The following is an 18,626-nucleotide window of genomic DNA, read 5'->3' as shown; positions in this document are numbered from 1 at the left end:
GGGTTATATCTTAAAAGTAAGTATGGTTGCTGCCCATGAATAACCTACACCAAATCCTGCAAGCAACCAGTTGTCTTCAGAAGATGGTCTTAATTTTTTCATGGCACAATAAAGCGCTATCGGAATGGTCGAGGATACAGTATTGCCAGTGTTGCTCATGTCTGCATAGAATTTCTCTGAGGGAATTCCCAATTTCTTCTGCAGATGAGTCAGCATAAACATATTTGCTTGATGAAAAATATATTGACTGATGAGTTCAGCACCAATACGGTTCTTATTTAATGTTAAGGTGATTAGCGGCGGAATTTCTTTAGAAGTGAAATTGAATATTTCAGTTCCGTTCATAAATAGGTAGTCGCCTGGGCTACCATCTCGCTGAAGGTGCTTCATAGCACCGTTTCTGATGATAAGATTTTCAGCCCCTTTTCCATCCGTTCCAAGTATAAACTCACCGATACGGGCGAAGCCATGATCAGAAATTAATGTTGCAGATGCACCATCGCCGAAAATTGTCCGGTTGCTTTTATCTTCAGCGTAAATAAACTTAGAATAAGTATCGGCAGTAAGCAGCAAGATGTTTTTTGCAATATGGGCGCTTATCAAACCCTTGGCCAGAGCCAGACCGTAAACATAACCAGAGCAGCCCAAATTAAAATCTAAAGCACCTGCACTTACAGGTATTCCCAAACGTTCCTGAAGAATACAAGAGGTGGCTGGCAGAAAATAATCTGGTGATTGGGTACAGTATAATATAAAATCAATTGATGATGGTTGTATCGCATATTCCTTAAATAGGTTTTGTGCGGCAAGGTAAGCTAAATCAGCTGCAGATTCACTTTCACTGGCAATGTTTCGCGTGCTCACTCCGACCTTGGAGGCAATTTTGTCGGGGCTCCATCCCGGAAACATGCCTGAAAGCATCTCGTTTGTCAATTTCCCTTTAGGAAGATAATAAGAGAGGGCATTTATATAAATATCTGACATGTGGATTTAATCTGTTGTAGATTATGATGATCGTTAAGAATGGCTCATTTTTGAGGTAATAGCATCAAAAACATCTTGAATAGTTTTTGCATGTCGAACGTCATCACCAGTAAGTATTACGCCATAGTTTTCATCAGCCATGGCGATGACTGAGAGAGCGGTCATCGAATCCCATGCCTCATTTTCCTTAAACAAAGTTTCAGGCCTAAATACGGTCGATTCGGTTTCATCAAACTGCTCTGCAAATTTTTTTAGAAAGATTTCAATAGCTGTCATATTATACCCAAGATCTTACTTAAAAAATGTTTCTTGTACTGGTAGTGTGCCCAGTCGATTTCAAAATAATAATTTTCGCGATCTTCATGTGTCTGTTTCGCGAATATTCGATGATACCTGACCACCTTTTTATTAGCTTTTCGAGTATCAAATATACACCTCTGCTTGTTGAGGGTTTCAAAACCCAATATCATCGCAAATAGATCTGAACCTGGTGCAGCAAATTCATCAGACCGCGGACGTATCAGCCAGCTTCCGCAAGTAAAGGCATCAGCGGTTATATTATATAGCCTGATTACACCACATGGGTCTGTTTCTTTCGGGCCGAAGATGAAATAGTATTCCACTCTCTTTGCTTCCCTTGTTTTGTAATTGCGGATCCAGGTTCGTTGATTATCTATATGATCACCTATTGGTGATAAATGTCTGGCCAGTTCAGGATTCGTCCGCAAATCCCAAATAAATTCGGCATCGGTTTCTTCAACCATTCTGAACCATAATCCATATATATAAACCGGAAGTTTCAAGATGATAATTTGTACATTTTAAATTCATCATAATTTCTAATGTAATCCTTCTCATCATAAGGTAAAGAAGCCAATACCAGGCAAATAGCACCTGATGAAAAATTCGAAATATCGCGCCAGATCCCTCTTTTGATATGTAGGCCCATATAAGGGCGGTTTAACAATACGGTTTTTTTACTTATACCATCGTCAATGGTCAAATCAAAGCTGCCACTTGCCGCTACGATAAATTGTTCTAATTGTCTGTGGCCATGTGCTGCTCTTGATTCACCTCCTGGAATATCATATAAATAATAGACACGCTGTATATCAAAAGGGATATGAATATTATTCTCCACAGGGGTGATATTGCCTGCACGATTATGAATCCGGTTCAGGTGGATAATATTGCAATCAAAGATTGTGGAAGTCTTACTGATTATGCACATCGTTTGCAAACTCATCAAAATCTCGGATATAGTCCAGTTCGTCATATCCACCATTAGAAAGGATGAGCGCCAGGGAGTTAGTCGAGAAATTCTCGATATCCCGCCACATCATTCTGGGAATATAAAGACCGTAGTAGGAGCGGTTAAGACTAAATTTCATTTCTTTGTGCCCATCATGCAGCACAACGTCAAAACTGCCGCTCAAAGCAACAATAAATTCGTCTAAGTGTCGATATGCATGTCCCCCACGATGTTCACCTCCCGGCACGTCATAAATCCAGTAGGCTCGTTCGATTTTGAATGGGATATGATTTTTTTCTTCAATAAATGACAGGTTACCGCGATTATCTAGAAACTTTGGGAGGTGTATTAGTTGCGGGCTATTCATGACAAATTATGACTGATAATCAATAATAAAATCAAATTTAGGATGAATAACGCCAGGAACTAAAGCACTATTGCTTCCTTTTATTTCGTTTTCAACCTCAAAGCCGATGAAATCATCTGCACTAAACAATAGATAGCGTTGATTTTCACCGAATATCAGTTTGAATTTATAGTTACCTGCGTTCAGCAAATATGGTGGAACATGACATCGTACGGTATAGAGGCCTGTTCTTGAATCACCATTGGTTGATATTAACACGCCATTATGAAATACCTGTATTTCGTCACTGTTTTTCAATTCGAAAGTGGCATCTAGGTTGATATTGGATTTTTGGTTAAAAAAAGTCATTTCAAATTCAAGGCCAGTTGAAATAGTGATGCCATAGTTTCCGCTGGATTTTATAGCGAATTTCAGTATCCGAATATTTTCATTGCCTGGTGCTGAATGCAAATCACCATGGTGTACGAACGCTGACCTGATATTATTATCCTGTTGATAAAAGCTCACTGCTTCCAATTGCGCTCCTTTATAAATGAGTTGTCCATTGGCAAGGACCAACCCTTTACTGCAAAGTGTTTTTACTGCTGCCATATTGTGACTGACAAATAAAACTGTGCGTCCTTCGCCCTTGCTTACCTGCCCGATTTTGCCAAGGCATTTTTTCTGGAATTCTGCGTCGCCCACAGCTAAAACTTCGTCAATAATAAGTATCTCTGACTCAAGATGAGCAGCCACAGCGAAAGCAAGTCGTACGTACATGCCTGAGGAATAGCGTTTTACCGGTGTGTTAATATAGCGTTCAACGCCTGAAAAATCGACAATCTCATCAAAATTTCGTTTAATTTCGGCCCGACGCATACCAAGTACAGCACCATTGAGATAAATATTTTCTTTGCCGGTGAGTTCAGGATGAAAACCAGTACCTACTTCTAACAAGCTTGATATGCGGCCTTTTATTTTTATTTTACCAGCAGTAGGGGAAGTAACTCTGCTCAAAATCTTCAATAACGTACTTTTACCCGCTCCATTACGCCCTATTATACCAATAATATCGCCCTTTTCTACTTCAAAGCTTAAGTCTTTGAGACTCCAAACAATATCGCTTTTATCCTGAAATTTACAGTCATTAAGTTCACGAATGATTGAGAATGGATCGGGTTTGCCGCGCATTTTTGCCCAGTATTGTGCTAAATCGCGGCTGAGGGTCCCGCTTCCGAAATCACCCAGCTGATAAGCTTTAGATAATCCTTCAATACTGATTACTTTTGAGGAAACTGTCAATTAAAAAAATTAGCGATTTGATCTGTACAGAGCTTCGCTTCGTCAGTTACAATACAAGTCTGTAACTGATTGGAGAATAGTCTCTTAAGAAAATTGGTTTACCAATTTATTCTTTGTCGTGAATGTAGTCAAAAAAATGACTTGGAAAACTTTGACCAAGTGAATTTAAAAAGATAAAATCTCGAGGAATATTATATCTAAATATATTTTCCTTTTGATTAAACGGATTTACGCTCTTTAGGTTACAGAAAAAGGATATTGAATATGCATCTTATTGATGATCAACCTGACTTTTTTTTTGATACTCTTGATTGTACAGATAAAATTCAAATTGGTGTAAGCCTTATATTGAAACTGAACTTCAAAGACTTTATGAAAATACTGATATGCCGACTACTGCAGTCTAAGATACGTGATAGTTAGGAATCATATTTCTTAATGGATAGCAAAGGAACAAAACTGATGATGTTTGCGTTGTGAAGATGTTTCTTGGTCAAAACAAATCCGTTTTTAATGAACTTTAGCCTGGATGAAAGTTTTTGAAGCTGATCATATTGATAAAGAAAATTACACAATCATTGAGTATTTAATAGTAGAAGCGGTAAAAAGTTGCAGCGAATTGATCATATCTAATATCCGATAATTTTTATGATAGCAGTATGGATGATTTTTTGCATCACTGTATCTCACTCCTTTAGATAATAAACTGATTGAAGTTTTACTGGAGAATAACAAAGCTTTACGAATCCCTTTTTATAAATGAGTTCGTAAAATAGAAGTTCTATAAAACTTAAAAAAAGGATCACTTACAGTTCAAATATCTTTCCCACATGCTTAACACAAACAACTATTTACAGTTATAGGAAGATCCAAGTTTAGATAATCTAAGTATTTGATAAATGATGGATATGGATTGCGGAAGGTACAGGACTGTATAGAGATCTCGTTTCAAATGCTCATTCCAAATAAGTCGCAATGTAGTGACCAAAAAATTAATTTATTATGTTGATTTACATATTAGAATTATATGGTATCGAATCTCTCTTTCGCTGTAACTTATATTGTTTTAAGATAACAAAATCTGCAAATGAATTGTTTACAGATTTTTTCATTTTTATAATTTTCTATTGTATCGTTTCGTAGACTATGTTGTTCGACCATATAGATCCCCAATTAATGGAATAGTAACAAGTTACTCGCAAAAAATCAGAAAGCTATATTGCATAATATGCAACTAAGTATAAAACTATTTGATATTTAAACGTGTTTTAAAGGCTTCGGGAACGATTGCATAGTTTTTATTACGAGTATTTTTCTTTTGATGTTCAATAGTAAGTAATCTTGTTTTAGGGTTTCAAATGAAGCTTTAAATTCTGTCACATCTGCCAAAAATTACCTTTAGTGAAAAAAATATTTTTGTATTTATTATTCATGAGTATCTCCTGCAGTGCTATGTCGCAGGAGACTATAATCAAATATCTTTCTGGAACGGATAAGGATCATACCATACAATGGGATTTTTATTGTACTGGCGGCAGAAATAGCGGTAAATGGACCAAGATCTCTGTTCCATCAAATTGGGAATTACAGGGTTTTGGCACCTACAATTATGGCCATGATAAAAATAAGGCAAATGAACAGGGATTGTATCGATATTTTTTTCCGACAAATAATTGGAGCGATAAAAAAATCTATATTGTTTTTGAAGGCTCCATGACCGACACAAAAGTGCTGATCAATGGTAAGCAAGCAGGGCCGGTGCACCAAGGTAGTTTTTATCGTTTTAAATATGATATTACCAACCTGATCAAACACAACGCTCAAAATTTATTAGAAGTAACTGTAGATAAAACATCGGCAAACGCTTCTGTTAATGACGCGGAAAGAAGGAATAGTGATTTTTGGGTTTTTGGAGGCATTTTTCGGCCCGTTTATCTTGAAATAGTACCCAATACTTTTATTGAGAGAGTAGCTGTAAACGCAAAGGACGATGGCTCATTTGCCATGGATGTGTACACACAAAACTTAAAAGGAAACGAAACCTTTGAGGCGCAGGTTCAAAAACTGAATGGCGAAAATGTTGGCAAGCCCTTTTCGGTTAAGGCAGATACTTCTAATGAGTATCAGCAGATAAAGGCTAATTTTAATAGACCTTTATTGTGGAGTGCCGAATTTCCTAACCTGTACCAGGTAATAGTTAAAATAAAAGGGAAACAAGGTCTTATCCACCAAATCAAACAAAAGTTCGGTTTCCGCACGGTTGAGTTAAGAGTTAACGATGGACTTTATGTGAACGGGACAAAAATTATCATGAAAGGCTGCAACCGCCACAGTTTTTGGCCCGAGAGCGGCCGTACGCTTAGCCACGGCATTCAGATAATGGATGTTAAGCTCATGAAGGAAATGAATATGAATGCTGTACGCATGTCGCATTACCCTCCAGATCATAATTTTTTAGATGTATGCGATTCTTTGGGTCTGTATGTTTTGGATGAATTGACCGGTTGGCAGGCAAAATATGATACTGTTGTAGGGCGAAAATTAGTTAAGGAATTGGTTGTGCGTGATGTAAACCATCCCGCTATCCTGTTTTGGGACAATGGTAATGAGGGAGGCTTTAATCGCGGACTGGATAATGATTATGCACTATACGATCCTCAAAAACGTACCGTGATCCACCCATGGGAAAAGTTTAACGGTACCGATACCAAGCATTATCCTGATTATAACTACATGGTTAAAGCAACTGAAACAGGGCAGGACGTTTTCTTCCCAACTGAGTTTATGCATGGTTTGTATGATGGTGGGGCTGGAGCGGGACTTGACGATTTTTGGGTTCAAATGATGAAACACCCGCATGGAGGAGGAGGTTTCATATGGGCGCTTTTGGATGAGGCTGTTATCCGCACCGATAAAAACGGGATATATGATTCGGATGGAAACCACGCGCCCGACGGAATTGTTGGCCCACACCGCGAAAAAGAAGGCAGCTTTTACACCATAAAAGAGATCTGGTCACCGGTTTATATCAACCCTAAACCGATTGACGGAAATTTTGATGGAAAAATACCTGTAGAGAACAGATATGCTTTCACTAACCTTAACCAATGCACATTTAAGTGGAAGCTGGTTAAACTCCCCGTCGCATTAGCTAAAAATACAGCTCCTGTTGTAACTGGCAAAGGTATTTACTCGGCACCCGATCTTAAACCGGGCCAAAAAGGATTTCTTAACCTGGCGTTACCTTCTTCATGGAAAAAAAATGACGCATTGTATCTTACAGCTTACGGGCCCGACCAAAAAGAAATATTTACCTGGAGCTGGGCTATAAAATCACCCATAGATATTGTACATCAGTTAGCGCCATCACCAGCTGTTAAGTTGGCAATTAAGACCGAAGAAACAGATCAGTCGCTTATTGTGAAGTGTGATGGTAATACTTATTATTTTGATAAGGCGACAGGGTATATTCAAAAAGTAGTGAAAGCCACAGGCACCATATCATTATCCGGCGGGCCGGTGCAAGCTGGTGTTGATGCCAGTTTAAAATCATTCACACACGGCGTTCACAACGGGCAATATATCATTACTGCCAATTATGATGGAACCGGAGCCTTAGGCGCAAAATGGACCTTTGCTCCGGGACATCCGGTTAAGCTGGAGTATCAATATACGCAGCAGGATGATGCCGATTTTATGGGCATTACATTTAATTATCCTGAAGAAAAAATTACCGGGATGAAATGGCTTGGCCGCGGCCCTTACCGGGTTTGGAAAAACAGGCTCAAAGGTGAGCAATTTGGTGTATGGCATAAGGCTTACAATAATACCATAACCGGTGAAACATGGGGATATCCTGAATTTAAGGGTTACCATGCTGAAGTGAATTGGGTGGTGATTGAAAACATGGAATCGCCATTTACGGTTTATACTGAAGATAAAAATATGTACCTGCAAATGCTGCAACCAGCCAGGGAGCAGGCAGCCCTCGCTAATAACAATGTAGAACCGGCATTTCCACAAGGTAGCATAGGCTTTTTAAATGCTATTAGCCCTATTGGTACTAAGTTTCAATCAGCTTCCGAAATGGGGCCTCAAAGCCAAAAGAACCACGGATACAGCAAACCTGTTAAAGGAACCTTATGGTTTGATTTTACCAGCACCTACCAAAAAAAATAAGCCAATACTAATAATCTATCATGACAAAACATTTTTCTTTATTAAAGCTTTTGGGGGCAGGCATCGCTATATGTGTATTGCCCTCCTATGTTTTACATCAAAGCAAAGCTTACCAAAAAAGTACAGAACCACCGGTTATTACAGTGAATGTGAGTCAGGTTGCAGATAAGCTGCATTCGCCTACGGCCCTTACCTTTCCTGGCAATGGTGATATATGGGTAACAGAGCAATCCGGATTAATACGCGTTATTAAAAACGGAAAATTAGCAGAAGAACCTCTTCTTGATTTGCGAAGCAAAATGCTGAAAGTAAACAAAGGTTATGAGGAACGTGGTTTGTTAGGTATTTGTCTGCACCCGCAATTTAAATCAAATAAAAAGATCTACGTTTTTTACAGTGCTACCACAACCGGCAAATTTGATCATAAAGATGTAATTGCGGAATATAAACTATCTGTAAACGCTGATAAGATTGACCCTAATAGCGGCCGCATTATACTTGCTGTTGATAAGCCTGATGGAAATCATGATGGCGGCTGCATCCAGTTTGGGCCTGATGGTTATTTGTATATTTCATTCGGTGATGGTGGTGGTCAGGGTGATAAACATGGAGATTTTGGCAATGGCCAAAATATAAATACACTGCTTGGCAAAATATTGCGCATTGATGTTAATGCAGGTTCGCCATATAATGTACCTAAAAGTAATCCCTTTGTTGGGAAGCAAGACGCAAGGCCAGAGATTTGGGCTTATGGCTTCCGTAACCCGTACCGCTTCTCGTTTGATAAAACATCTGGTGATTTATTTGCAGGTGATGTAGGCCAGGATCTTTGGGAAGAGGTCGATATTGTTAAAAAAGGCGCTAATTACGGGTGGCGCTTAATGGAAGGCACTCATTGCTACAATCCGGCAACCGGCTGTGATATTAGAGGGATCACCATGCCTATTACCGAATATAGCCATAAAGAAGGGATATCGGTTATAGGCGGATATGTTTATCGGGGAAAACAGCTACCCATATTACAAAGTAAATACGTGTTTGCCGATTGGGTAGGCAAAGTATTTTATCTGCAAAAAACGGGAAGCAACTGGCAACGTGGTAAAATATCATTTCAAAATATCCCCCCTGATTTAAAAATAATAGGATTTGGTGAAGATCAGGCGGGAGAGGTTTATGTACTCACCAATGCAGATACCGGCCCGGAGAATGCAAAGGGTAGTATTTATAAGATTACAAAGAACTAAACTCTACAAGAGAGAATTTATAATTATGAAGATTAGAGAGCGCCCCTTAAGGCGCTTTCCGTCGTTATAATGATGTGTAGAGTGATAGATATAGTTCTTTTTATAAAATCATGTTCGGAAAAAAGTACAAAACAGGGAAGAGTTTCGCGTTGTTATCAGGGAAAAATGAAATGGCATGATATTATAGGGGAGTATGCCTGAACCTATAATTATGTAAACAGTTTTTATCATTTAAGTCTTGGCCGCCGCTAAATATCTCCCGAAACTAATTTTAATCCTTGGTCTGTCTGTTTTGCTTGGCCTGGAAGGTTTTTTCAGCTTTAGGCTGCACGAGTTATCGGCGCAGCAGGAAACCATCAAACTGGATCATTCCACCATCAACAGCATTTCCTACGGGCTTTTATCGGTTGATCAATGGAGAGATGAGGTAGCCGGCATTGTGAACCGGCAGGTGAAACATTTTAAACTTACGCCCAAGCAAAAGCAGGAATTACAGAAAGAAGTGGAATCGGTGCTTTATGCGCTTATCAGTAAGGCCGAAGCCATGGTTGAAAAGAAACCGCAAAGCCTCGCCGGAAAAATCAGGAAACTGGCTGTAAAAACCTTCGTCAAAACTGATAAGATCAAGGCGCAGGTGCCTGATTTCGCCCGTACTATCATTGCTAAGGCCGATAATCCTAACCAAAAAAATAAATTGAGTAATATGGCAATGGGTAAATTTACCCAGTTGCAGCGTAGGGACAGTATAGATAGTACGCTTCGGGCCAATCGCGCCTTGTTTAATGGTATGTACCATAAATACCAGGTCCAGTCAAAAGAACAGTTAAATGCAAAACTCGACAGACTATTACAGGATATCCGTGTGGAGATGTACCGTTATTGCTTTTTAATGCTGGGCTGTATAATAATAGTACTTGGTTTATGGTGGATTTTGCGCAAACGGACAGAACTGCATGGCACACTGTTCATCTTATCTCTGCTGTTTGCCTTTATATTACTGGCGGTGGGTCTTAGCGCTTCCATGATAGAGGTTGATTGCCGTATCAAAGCGCTGGATTTTGTACTATTGAGTGAGCACGTTTCATTTAAGGATCAGGTGCTTTTTTATGAAAGCAAAAGCATTTTGGGTGTAGTTGAGGTTTTGGTTAAACAGCCAGCTGTTGACTCTATAGCTGTAGGTATACTTATCCTTTGTTTTAGTATCCTATTCCCGGTCATGAAGTTGAGCTCTACCGGTATCCATTTATTGAGTAAAAAGAAACTGGCCGAAAACCGGGTGATCAAATACTTCGCTTTTCAATCAGGAAAATGGAGCATGGCCGATGTGATTGTAATTGCCATACTGATGACCTACATTGGCTTGAATGGCTTGTTAGATAAACAACTTGCTATGCTCAACATACGGGCCCAGGACCTTACGCTGATTACCACCAATAACACGGCGTTGCAGCCGGGCTATATCATTTTTATCAGTTTCGTATTATACGGACTCATCTTATCAACCATTCTGAAACATATTACCCCGCATGATGCCCACTAAATGAAGTATACAATTTTAAATATAATCGTGCTTATCGGGCTAAGCTTATTGCTGGCAGGAGCAGTATATTCGGGTTATCGTTTGGCCGGGATCTCTGCCGAGCGGGAACAGGTAAAGGAGGATTACAGCTTATCTAACAGCGTTACCTTTGGTTTATTCTCCATTGATCAGTGGCGCGACCGTATTACTGATGTGCTGAGCAACCAGATACAGGGTTATCATATCACAAAATCCCAGCAGCGGGATATCCTGTTGATGGTAGAAAAGCAAATGCATGAACTGGTTAGTAAAACTGTAGCTGAAATAAACCAGCCGAAAAAAGGGCTGGGCGCCAAACTTAAAAAACTGGCGTTTAATACCCTGGTTGATTCTGCTGAACTACAGGCCCAGGTAAGGCCCTTTGCAAAAACAATAGTAGCTAAAATAAGCAGCCCAGAAAGTGAAGCCCGGTTGAAAAATATTGCAGGTAGTAAAGTTAATCAGCTAACCAGGCAAATTTACGATAGTGTGAGTGTAGCTAACTACGCGGTTACTAAATACGTTTATAAAAAATATAAGGTGGCTGACCCTGTTACCTTTAATAAACGCATAGATGAAAGGCTTTCCGAATTGAAAGTACAGCTTATACAATATGTATGCATCATGCTGGGTTGCGTATTAGTAGCCTTGTTGCTTTGGCTCAGCTTGCGCAAACAGGTGCATCTGCAAACGCCGCTTTTTGTATTCGCTTTGATGTTTGCATTGGTTATGCTGATCACGGGTAGTTTTTTACCGGTAATAGAAGTAGACGCCCGTATCCAATCGCTGGAGTTGGAGCTGCTCAACGGGAAGGTTGAATTTAAGAATCAGGTGCTTTTTTATCAAAGCAAAAGTATTTTAGGGATTGTTGAAACATTAATAGCTCAACCTAAACCCGACGCTATAGTAGTTGGCGTACTGATCCTGTTGTTTATACTGATCCTGCCGCTGTTACGCCTGATTGCCAAAGGGATTTACGTACTGAGCTCAAAGAAGATGGGGCAGAATGGCATAGTTCGTTACCTTACATTTGAACTTGGAAAATGGGATATGTCTGATGTAATGATTGTTGGTATGCTGATGACCTACATCGGGTTGAACGGTATTCTGAAAAGCCAGTTATCTGGTCTTAACATGCACACCGAATCACTAAACGTAATTACAGCCAATGGTACCTCGTTACAGCCCGGTTACTTTATTTTCGCTGGTTATGTGTTGTTCGCTATACTGCTTTCCTACATTTTGAAAAGGGTATCACCTCATGATGAATTATGATCGCTACTTCCACATTTGGTCTGATTACAACTGCCTGTTAATTATATAATTTGTGTATCATTCCACCGCTTTTTTGATAAATAAGATATTTTAATTAAACCCTTCCTTGTTTCTTTTGATTATAGCTTCTTCCGTTTTTGGGATAAGTATGTCAAGGCCAAATTCAACTACCTCTTGCTGTACCTGATCAATAAAGGGGCGAAAATCTGCATTATATGCCTGAAAAGCCTGTGTAAAATCGCCATTGCGCTTTTCAAAAGCATCGGCCAGTGCAGCTGCGCCGTCAATAGCCAATGATCCGCCGCGGCCTGCAGCAGGCGAAGCGCAGTAGCCCGCATCGCCCACCAGCGCTACACGCCTCTTTGTCCATGATGGCATCTTCATCTGGCATAGTTTATCAAAATAAAAAGTATCGGATTCCCGCACCTCGTTCAGCAATTCAGGGCTTCGCCAACCGGCTTCTTTAAACTGCTCTGTGATCATGTTCCGCATTTGCTCTTCATTCCGATAATCATACGAAACCTCATTTTCAGAAAAATAGGCAAAGCAAATATCCGTTTTGCCATTATAGGCATTCAGCATAATAGTTTTGCCAACCTCGCTATACATCTGAGTGGTGTTTTCAGGGATCAGGAGCTTATCAACAATAGTGATGGAGAAATAGGTTTGCAGAAAATGTGAAAAATCGTTTTCGGTGCCAAACCAAAGTTTCCTGACTACAGAATGAATGCCATCGCACCCGAAAACGAGGTTGAACGATTGTTGTGCGCTGTTTTTAAAAGATACCAGCATCCCGGCTTCATGTTCGGTTAAATCTGTAATGCTTTCCTTGAAAATAAATTCAACGTCGTCTTTAATCAGTCCGTACAGCATATCCAGCAATACATCCCGCTCAATCTCATATTCTTCCGTTTCGCGGTGCTGGTGATAGTCAAGTCGTTCGGTGGTATCGTTGGCATTTTTAAACTCTATTCTTTCCATGCTGAGCCTGTTGGCGTATATCTGGTCGAATAGGTCCATGCGTTTTACAATGTCGATGGTGTTTTCAAGAATATTTACAGGGGTACCGCCTTTTTTCAAACACGGAGCAATTTCCACGATAGTTACCTTATAGCCCAGCCTGTTCATCCAGTAGGCGGTTGATAGTCCGGCAAAGCTTGCGCCGGATATGAGTGCTTTTTTATGATTGGTAGTTTCCATTTCAAGTGCATTTTTTATTGATGCAAATGAACAGCGAATAGAACAGCTTGTATAGGCTTAAACAATGAAAGTGTTGGACTAATCGAGGTTTTTCCGACGGAACACCACAGGAGATACACCTGTAACTTTGGTAAATAGCCTTGAAAAATATGGATAATCATCATAGCCCAAAGACGCCGCAACCTCCTTGAGTGATTGGTTGGAATGATAAAGCAATCGTTTAGCTTCTAAAATAACGCGCTGCTGAATATGGTAGGATATCGGCTGCCCGGTTGTGTTTTTGATACATTCGTTGAGGTAGGGGGTAGAAATATGCAAGGCTTTCGCATAATCGGCTGGACGTTTTATATGGGAAAAATGAATCCCCAACAAGTTACGAAATGCTTTGGTGAGCTGTTCCTGCCTGGATAAATGATCGGGAGGGGCAGTGTTTTCGAGAAACAGCGATATTACCAGACCAACAAGTGCATTCCCATAGTCTTTGAGCAGCGAATGAAAAAGAGGTGCATTTTTTCTTAGCCAGAAAGTAAGGCATAATGAAACAGCCTCAGAGATCAAACTGAACTGATTTTCATTTAGGAGCATAGGAGCTGATGGCGTAATATCATCAAGCAACTTTAGGTAATCAGGGTTAAGCTGCTCGTTGTTCATTGCCCAGGCGCATACTGTTACATCTTTAAAATCAATAATGCGGTGCACCTGATCAGGATGCATATAAATTAGTGATGGAGATTGAATAGCATATTTTTGAAAATCAATTTCCATGTTCACACATCCCTTTTCTAATAAAAAGAATGTGTGACGGTCATGTCGTTCAGGTTGTTCCCATTCGCCTAAAGGGGGTAAAGCCTCAAAAGAAACCCGATCGATAGTAAATCCTTCATCTGCCTCACTGCCAAATGTGTTCACAGGAATTGAACCGGTTTTTTTGCCCATTGTTGATCTTTCCCGCAAAGATATATGATTCAGAGGACAGAAAAAGATTTGTCATCGGGATGGAAGAAACGTTGATATATATATGTTTCCGAATCGCTCTTGGGCCAACAATTTTTCAGGATCAATGATCAGATATAATCACCTTTTGTGGTTTCTTATCTGCCGAACGTTTCTTGATGGTAAAAATCACTAATGGTATACAGCAAGCGTTCATTAAGGCTAAAAGAAAAAAGGCATCCATGTAACTTAATAAATAAGTTTGCTTAACCACTGTATTTTCAAGCGCGCCGATGGCCTGTTGGGCGGCCCTAAGATAATTTGCACCATGGGTCATCAGGTTTCCGATTACGCCCTGTAACCTTTGATGGGTAACCGGATCGCTATCTGTTACATGGGTTATTAATGCTGTTCTGTTGGCTGCCGCGCGCTGCGCGATGTAAGTATTGATCAATGCGATACCGAATGACCCACCCATTTGCCGCATCATGTTGTTGAGGGCTGCCCCCTGTGGAATATCCTGCGGTTTCAACTCTGAAACGGCAAGCGCGGTAAGTGGAACAATCAGTAATGCGGCTCCTAAACCCCGAAAGATAAGGGGAATAAAGAACCATGCATCGCCCGTTTCCAAATTAGATTTCGACATGAAAAATCCGAAGATGGCTGAAAACAGGAAGCCTGTAATAATGAGGTATTGGGGTCGCAATCCGCTTTGCAGCATTCGGCCCAAGAAAGGCGAAACCATAGCGGCCATTAGTGTACCCGGCAATAACATGGTGCCTGTTTGGAAGGCTGAATAGCCGATAATCCGCTGGGCATATAAAGGGAATACGAATACAGCACTAAATAAGCCAAATCCTAGTACAAAGGTCATTACTGCGGAGATAGATAAGGTGGTGCTTTTTAAAACCCGGAAATTAATCACGGGATGTTTTACTTTCAACTCCCACCAAACCAGGACGCTCAGAGAAATTACAGAGATGATGCTTAACACCGTAATGTAAGTGGCCGAAAACCAGTCATCTGTTTCGCCGCGTTCCAATACTACCTGTAATGAACCTATGCCAACTGCAAGCAAGCCTATGCCCAACCAATCGATCTTCCTGTCATCCTTTGAGCCTTGAGATGGTCTTAGATATATAAACGATAGCATTGCGGCCATCAGGCCGATAGGGATATTTACGTAAAATATCCATTGCCAGCTCAAATTATCAACGATATAACCACCCAGCACAGGCCCGATAGATGGACCGATAATAATACCTAAACTAAAAATCCCACTCGCCAACCCGCGTTCTTTAGGCGGAAATGTTTCAAATAAAATGGCTTGCGATGTGGATAGTAAAGCACCACCGCCTACACCCTGTAAAAAACGGAATGCCACTAACTCCCACAAACTTGTTGAAAAGCCACAGAGCGCGGACGACAGGGTAAACAACAATATGGATCCGATATAATATTGTTTTCGTCCGATCTTCTCGGCAAGAAAACTTGTCATCGGAATCACGATAACGTTCGCTATTGCGTAAGAAGTGATCACCCAGGCGGTATCTTCAAGTGATGCCCCGAGGTTGCCGCTCATTGTATTTATTGATACGTTAACAATAGTAGTGTCAATCAGTTCAATAATGGTCGATGTGATAATCGTAATAACGATGATCCATTTTCTGAATCCTGTTTCCATACCGCAAAATTATGGCTCAGGTTATTTTAACCACTTATAGTATTCAATCAGGAATTTATAACATTCAAACATTTATAGGTTTTATTATCATGTTTTTGTCATATTGAGTTATAATAATCAAACATTGTATTTCAATAAGACTTAACTTTGCATTATGGAACCAATAGAAACACTGGCTGATTTTTATCTTCGCCATCCGGTAAATAACCAATCGGCATTTGCTGAAAATAATACAGGACAGGGACACTTCAATGTTTTTAAGCGACAACTTTGTGTGCAGCGTTCGCCATTTGGGCGTAGGGATTTCTATAAGGTTACCTTGATAATAGGTCAAGGTAAAATGATTTATGCAGATCGGGAAGTGCAGATAGACCGGCCTGCACTGGTATTTTCCAGCCCGTCGGTTCCATCGGCTTGGGAGTCAGGACCCGGCCCTCAAACAGGCTGTTTCTGCCTTTTTACACAGACTTTCATTGAATCCGGTGAATATAAAGGCAGACTGCCTGATTTTCCTTTATTTCAGCCGGGTGCATCTCATGTTATTTTTTTAGATGATGACCAATTGAGCTTGATATCCGGGTTGCTGGAGCGCATGCAGAAAGTGATGGCTTCAGATTACCGGGCTAAATATGATATGTTGCGCAGTTACCTGCGCGTTTTGATGCATGAAGCTTTAACACTATCACCAGTAAATACTATTGAAACGCATGCAGGCTCGGCCGCTCGTATTACGGCACAGTTCCTGACATTGCTTGAACGGCAGTTTCCAATTGATTCCCCGGAACAATCTGTGCGACTAAAGGCTCCGAAAGATTTTGCCGTTTCCCTGGCGGTTCATACCAATCACCTGAATAGATCGGTAAAGGCGGTAACTGGTCGTACAACCAGCCGACTTATAGCTGATCGTATTCTTCAGGAGGCGCAGGCACTTCTCAAACATACAGACTGGAGTGTTACCCAAATTGCCGGAGGGCTCGGTTTTGATGAACCCGCGTACTTTACCAACTTCTTTAAAAAATATACCGGAGCATCACCCGGACATACACGTACAGTAATATAAATTTTGCTGATTGTATTGGGTTACAATTAATACTTTGACTCAAATTATGTATAAACAGTTGGAGTGTTTTGGTATCGGGTTGTAATAAATGGGATCGTTGTTTTTAAAATCAATTCTGCTGGCACGGTGTTTTTTACTAACTTGATTTAAAATGATAGGGTTACATTTTGAATGATAGCTTTTACTAATTGTTGTACTATATGAAAAAAACCGTGTTGCATTTCTCCGATGAGGAGTTAATTGATACGTTAAAGGATGAACAGGTAAGCAATTCGGTGATCAGCTTTTTGTATCGGAGTAATTATGCCGTATTAAGCAACTATGTGAGGCAAAACCAGGGTTCAGAACAGGATGCGCAGGATATTTTTCAGGAAGTAATAGTGACGTTTATCGAGATTGTGAAAAAAGGAAAATTCCGTGGAGAATCGAGCATTAAAACGTTTTTGTTCACGCTTAATAAATATGCATGGCTTAACGAATTAAAAAAGAGAAACAGAACCGTGCTCAGAGAAGAACGATATGGTCATGAGATGGAGGTAGATGAAAAAGATGTTAGTCATTTTTTAGTTGAACGGGATGCCCGCAAATTGGTGCAGTCACTGATGGAAAAACTTGGAGATGCATGCCGCAAAATTTTAACAGCCTATTATTATGATAATTTGCCTATGAAGGAAATATTGGCCTTGGTAAATTATGAAAATGAACAGGTACTCAGAAATAAGAAATATAAATGTTTAAAAAGCCTTGAGCAAATGCTTAATGCCGATAAGGCCCTGGCACAACGATTTAAAAGCGCATTAACATATGGACAATAATGCACAAGCAGACGAAAGACTGATTCAGTACCTGGATGGAGAATTAACGGGTGAGGAGCTGACTGCTTTTGAACAAACATTGGCAAACAGCCCTGAATTACAAGTCCGGCTGGAGAACCTTGAGCTGGCAAAAATGGCTGCCATGCATTATGGTTTAAGGCAGCAGGTAGCCTCAGTTCACCATCACATGATGGATGAGCTTAGGGGCAAACAGGGTAATCAGAATAGCGGAAGGATTTATTCGCTTTTACGCTTTACTATGAAAATAGCTGCAGGGCTAATTGTTTTTATGTTTTTATTTGGAGCCTATGAGTGGGTGAATGTATCATCGGCAGAGTTGGCTCAAAATAATTATCAGCCGTATGAACTAAGTGTAGACCGTGGGGTAGAAGGGTCTTCGGTTATTGAAAAAGCCTATGCAAACCACAACTTCAAAACAGTTATAGCAGAACTAAGCAAAAGCCCAGGTCCTGGAGAAAAGGACCGTTTTTTGGGTGGTCAGGCATATTTGTCAATGCATGAACCGGCTAACGCCATCCGTGAATTTAATGAAGTGCTTCTCGACCCGGCAAGTCATTATCGGGATGATGCTGAATACTACTTAGCCTTAAGTTATTTACAGTACAATGAGCCGCTGAAAGCTCAAAAATTAATTGATCAGATATATAACGATAAAGATCATTTGTATCATGACAGGGTGAGTTATTGGACTGTAATTAAACTAAAATTGCTGATCCTGAAAAAAAGAGGCGAGTAATTAAAAAAACTTAAATAAACGGTTACATAATCGCTGT

The 18,626-nt window shown here is 40.2% G+C and carries 16 protein-coding genes; 7 read left to right on the top strand and 9 right to left on the bottom strand.

Annotated elements, in window-relative coordinates; translation table 11 throughout:
• Nucleotides 1-3 precede the first annotated feature (3 nt).
• Genes QWZ01_RS10065 through QWZ01_RS10040 form a run of 6 tightly spaced genes read right to left on the bottom strand, consistent with a single transcriptional unit; the run spans nt 4 to nt 3,884 of the window.
• On the bottom strand, nt 4-984 hold the full coding sequence (locus QWZ01_RS10065) for a ketoacyl-ACP synthase III (protein ID WP_290323185.1): 981 nt from the start codon (nt 982-984) through the stop codon (nt 4-6).
• A gap of 33 nt (nt 985-1,017) precedes the next feature.
• Nucleotides 1,018-1,260, bottom strand: a complete 243-nt coding sequence (locus tag QWZ01_RS10060) for an acyl carrier protein (RefSeq protein ID WP_290323184.1) — start codon at nt 1,258-1,260, stop codon at nt 1,018-1,020.
• Nucleotides 1,257-1,787 (bottom strand): GNAT family N-acetyltransferase, encoded by a 531-nt coding sequence (locus tag QWZ01_RS10055; protein ID WP_290323183.1) that lies wholly within the window; start codon nt 1,785-1,787, stop codon nt 1,257-1,259. Before QWZ01_RS10055 ends, QWZ01_RS10060 begins: the two co-directional genes overlap by 4 nt.
• Nucleotides 1,784-2,215, bottom strand: a complete 432-nt coding sequence (locus QWZ01_RS10050) for a sugar 3,4-ketoisomerase (protein ID WP_290324602.1) — start codon at nt 2,213-2,215, stop codon at nt 1,784-1,786. Before QWZ01_RS10050 ends, QWZ01_RS10055 begins: the two co-directional genes overlap by 4 nt.
• Entirely contained in the window at nt 2,199-2,603 is a 405-nt protein-coding gene (locus QWZ01_RS10045) for a sugar 3,4-ketoisomerase (RefSeq protein ID WP_290323182.1), read from the bottom strand. The genes QWZ01_RS10050 and QWZ01_RS10045 overlap by 17 nt, the downstream gene beginning before the upstream one ends.
• Nucleotides 2,604-2,609: 6 nt before the next feature.
• Nucleotides 2,610-3,884 (bottom strand): ABC transporter ATP-binding protein, encoded by a 1,275-nt coding sequence (locus tag QWZ01_RS10040; RefSeq protein ID WP_290323181.1) that lies wholly within the window; start codon nt 3,882-3,884, stop codon nt 2,610-2,612.
• 1,401 nt (nt 3,885-5,285) lie between these two features.
• Here QWZ01_RS10040 and QWZ01_RS10035 point away from each other — a divergent pair.
• From QWZ01_RS10035 to QWZ01_RS10020, 4 genes are all read left to right on the top strand, one after another.
• Nucleotides 5,286-8,063, top strand: a complete 2,778-nt coding sequence (locus QWZ01_RS10035; RefSeq protein WP_290323180.1) for a glycoside hydrolase family 2 protein — start codon at nt 5,286-5,288, stop codon at nt 8,061-8,063.
• A gap of 20 nt (nt 8,064-8,083) precedes the next feature.
• Nucleotides 8,084-9,307: a PQQ-dependent sugar dehydrogenase gene (locus tag QWZ01_RS10030; RefSeq protein ID WP_290323179.1), complete on the top strand. Its 1,224-nt coding sequence runs from the start codon at nt 8,084-8,086 to the stop codon at nt 9,305-9,307.
• A gap of 238 nt (nt 9,308-9,545) precedes the next feature.
• Nucleotides 9,546-10,847, top strand: coding sequence for a paraquat-inducible protein A (locus tag QWZ01_RS10025; protein WP_290323178.1), 1,302 nt, complete (start codon nt 9,546-9,548; stop codon nt 10,845-10,847).
• Entirely contained in the window at nt 10,848-12,140 is a 1,293-nt protein-coding gene (locus tag QWZ01_RS10020; RefSeq protein ID WP_290323177.1) for a paraquat-inducible protein A, read from the top strand.
• Between the two features lie 90 nt (nt 12,141-12,230).
• Here QWZ01_RS10020 and QWZ01_RS10015 read toward each other — a convergent pair whose 3' ends face one another.
• From QWZ01_RS10015 to QWZ01_RS10005, 3 genes are all read right to left on the bottom strand, one after another.
• Nucleotides 12,231-13,340, bottom strand: a complete 1,110-nt coding sequence (locus QWZ01_RS10015; protein ID WP_290323176.1) for an FAD-dependent monooxygenase — start codon at nt 13,338-13,340, stop codon at nt 12,231-12,233.
• A 78-nt stretch (nt 13,341-13,418) separates the two neighbouring features.
• Nucleotides 13,419-14,276 (bottom strand): helix-turn-helix domain-containing protein, encoded by an 858-nt coding sequence (locus QWZ01_RS10010; protein WP_290323175.1) that lies wholly within the window; start codon nt 14,274-14,276, stop codon nt 13,419-13,421.
• A 121-nt stretch (nt 14,277-14,397) separates the two neighbouring features.
• A complete protein-coding gene (locus QWZ01_RS10005; protein ID WP_290323174.1) occupies nt 14,398-15,957 on the bottom strand; it encodes a DHA2 family efflux MFS transporter permease subunit in 1,560 nt (519 codons plus the stop codon).
• 154 nt (nt 15,958-16,111) lie between these two features.
• Here QWZ01_RS10005 and QWZ01_RS10000 point away from each other — a divergent pair, with 154 nt between their 5' ends.
• From QWZ01_RS10000 to QWZ01_RS09990, 3 genes are all read left to right on the top strand, one after another.
• A complete protein-coding gene (locus tag QWZ01_RS10000; RefSeq protein WP_290323173.1) occupies nt 16,112-17,017 on the top strand; it encodes a helix-turn-helix domain-containing protein in 906 nt (301 codons plus the stop codon).
• A 200-nt stretch (nt 17,018-17,217) separates the two neighbouring features.
• Nucleotides 17,218-17,832, top strand: a complete 615-nt coding sequence (locus QWZ01_RS09995; protein WP_290323172.1) for an RNA polymerase sigma factor — start codon at nt 17,218-17,220, stop codon at nt 17,830-17,832.
• Nucleotides 17,822-18,589, top strand: a complete 768-nt coding sequence (locus QWZ01_RS09990) for a hypothetical protein (RefSeq protein ID WP_290323171.1) — start codon at nt 17,822-17,824, stop codon at nt 18,587-18,589. The genes QWZ01_RS09995 and QWZ01_RS09990 overlap by 11 nt, the downstream gene beginning before the upstream one ends.
• The last annotated feature ends 37 nt before the right edge of the window (nt 18,590-18,626 follow it).

This window comes from Mucilaginibacter aquaedulcis (assembly GCF_030409325.1).
Classification (GTDB): Bacteria; Bacteroidota; Bacteroidia; order Sphingobacteriales; family Sphingobacteriaceae; genus Mucilaginibacter; species Mucilaginibacter aquaedulcis.
This window is presented reverse-complemented; position numbering and strand designations above follow the sequence as displayed.

What these genes read in the sequence shown, in the direction of transcription:
- QWZ01_RS10065 (WP_290323185.1), bottom strand. Translation starts at nt 984, where the DNA reads ATGTCAGATATTTATATAAATGCCCTCTCTTATTATCTTCCTAAAGGG.
- QWZ01_RS10060 (WP_290323184.1), bottom strand. Translation starts at nt 1,260, where the DNA reads ATGACAGCTATTGAAATCTTTCTAAAAAAATTTGCAGAGCAGTTTGAT.
- QWZ01_RS10050 (WP_290324602.1), bottom strand. Translation starts at nt 2,215, where the DNA reads ATGTGCATAATCAGTAAGACTTCCACAATCTTTGATTGCAATATTATC.
- QWZ01_RS10045 (WP_290323182.1), bottom strand. Translation starts at nt 2,603, where the DNA reads ATGAATAGCCCGCAACTAATACACCTCCCAAAGTTTCTAGATAATCGC.
- QWZ01_RS10030 (WP_290323179.1), top strand. Translation starts at nt 8,084, where the DNA reads ATGACAAAACATTTTTCTTTATTAAAGCTTTTGGGGGCAGGCATCGCT.
- QWZ01_RS10020 (WP_290323177.1), top strand. Translation starts at nt 10,848, where the DNA reads ATGAAGTATACAATTTTAAATATAATCGTGCTTATCGGGCTAAGCTTA.
- QWZ01_RS10015 (WP_290323176.1), bottom strand. Translation starts at nt 13,340, where the DNA reads ATGGAAACTACCAATCATAAAAAAGCACTCATATCCGGCGCAAGCTTT.
- QWZ01_RS10010 (WP_290323175.1), bottom strand. Translation starts at nt 14,276, where the DNA reads ATGGGCAAAAAAACCGGTTCAATTCCTGTGAACACATTTGGCAGTGAG.
- QWZ01_RS10005 (WP_290323174.1), bottom strand. Translation starts at nt 15,957, where the DNA reads ATGGAAACAGGATTCAGAAAATGGATCATCGTTATTACGATTATCACA.
- QWZ01_RS10000 (WP_290323173.1), top strand. Translation starts at nt 16,112, where the DNA reads ATGGAACCAATAGAAACACTGGCTGATTTTTATCTTCGCCATCCGGTA.
- QWZ01_RS09995 (WP_290323172.1), top strand. Translation starts at nt 17,218, where the DNA reads ATGAAAAAAACCGTGTTGCATTTCTCCGATGAGGAGTTAATTGATACG.
- QWZ01_RS09990 (WP_290323171.1), top strand. Translation starts at nt 17,822, where the DNA reads ATGGACAATAATGCACAAGCAGACGAAAGACTGATTCAGTACCTGGAT.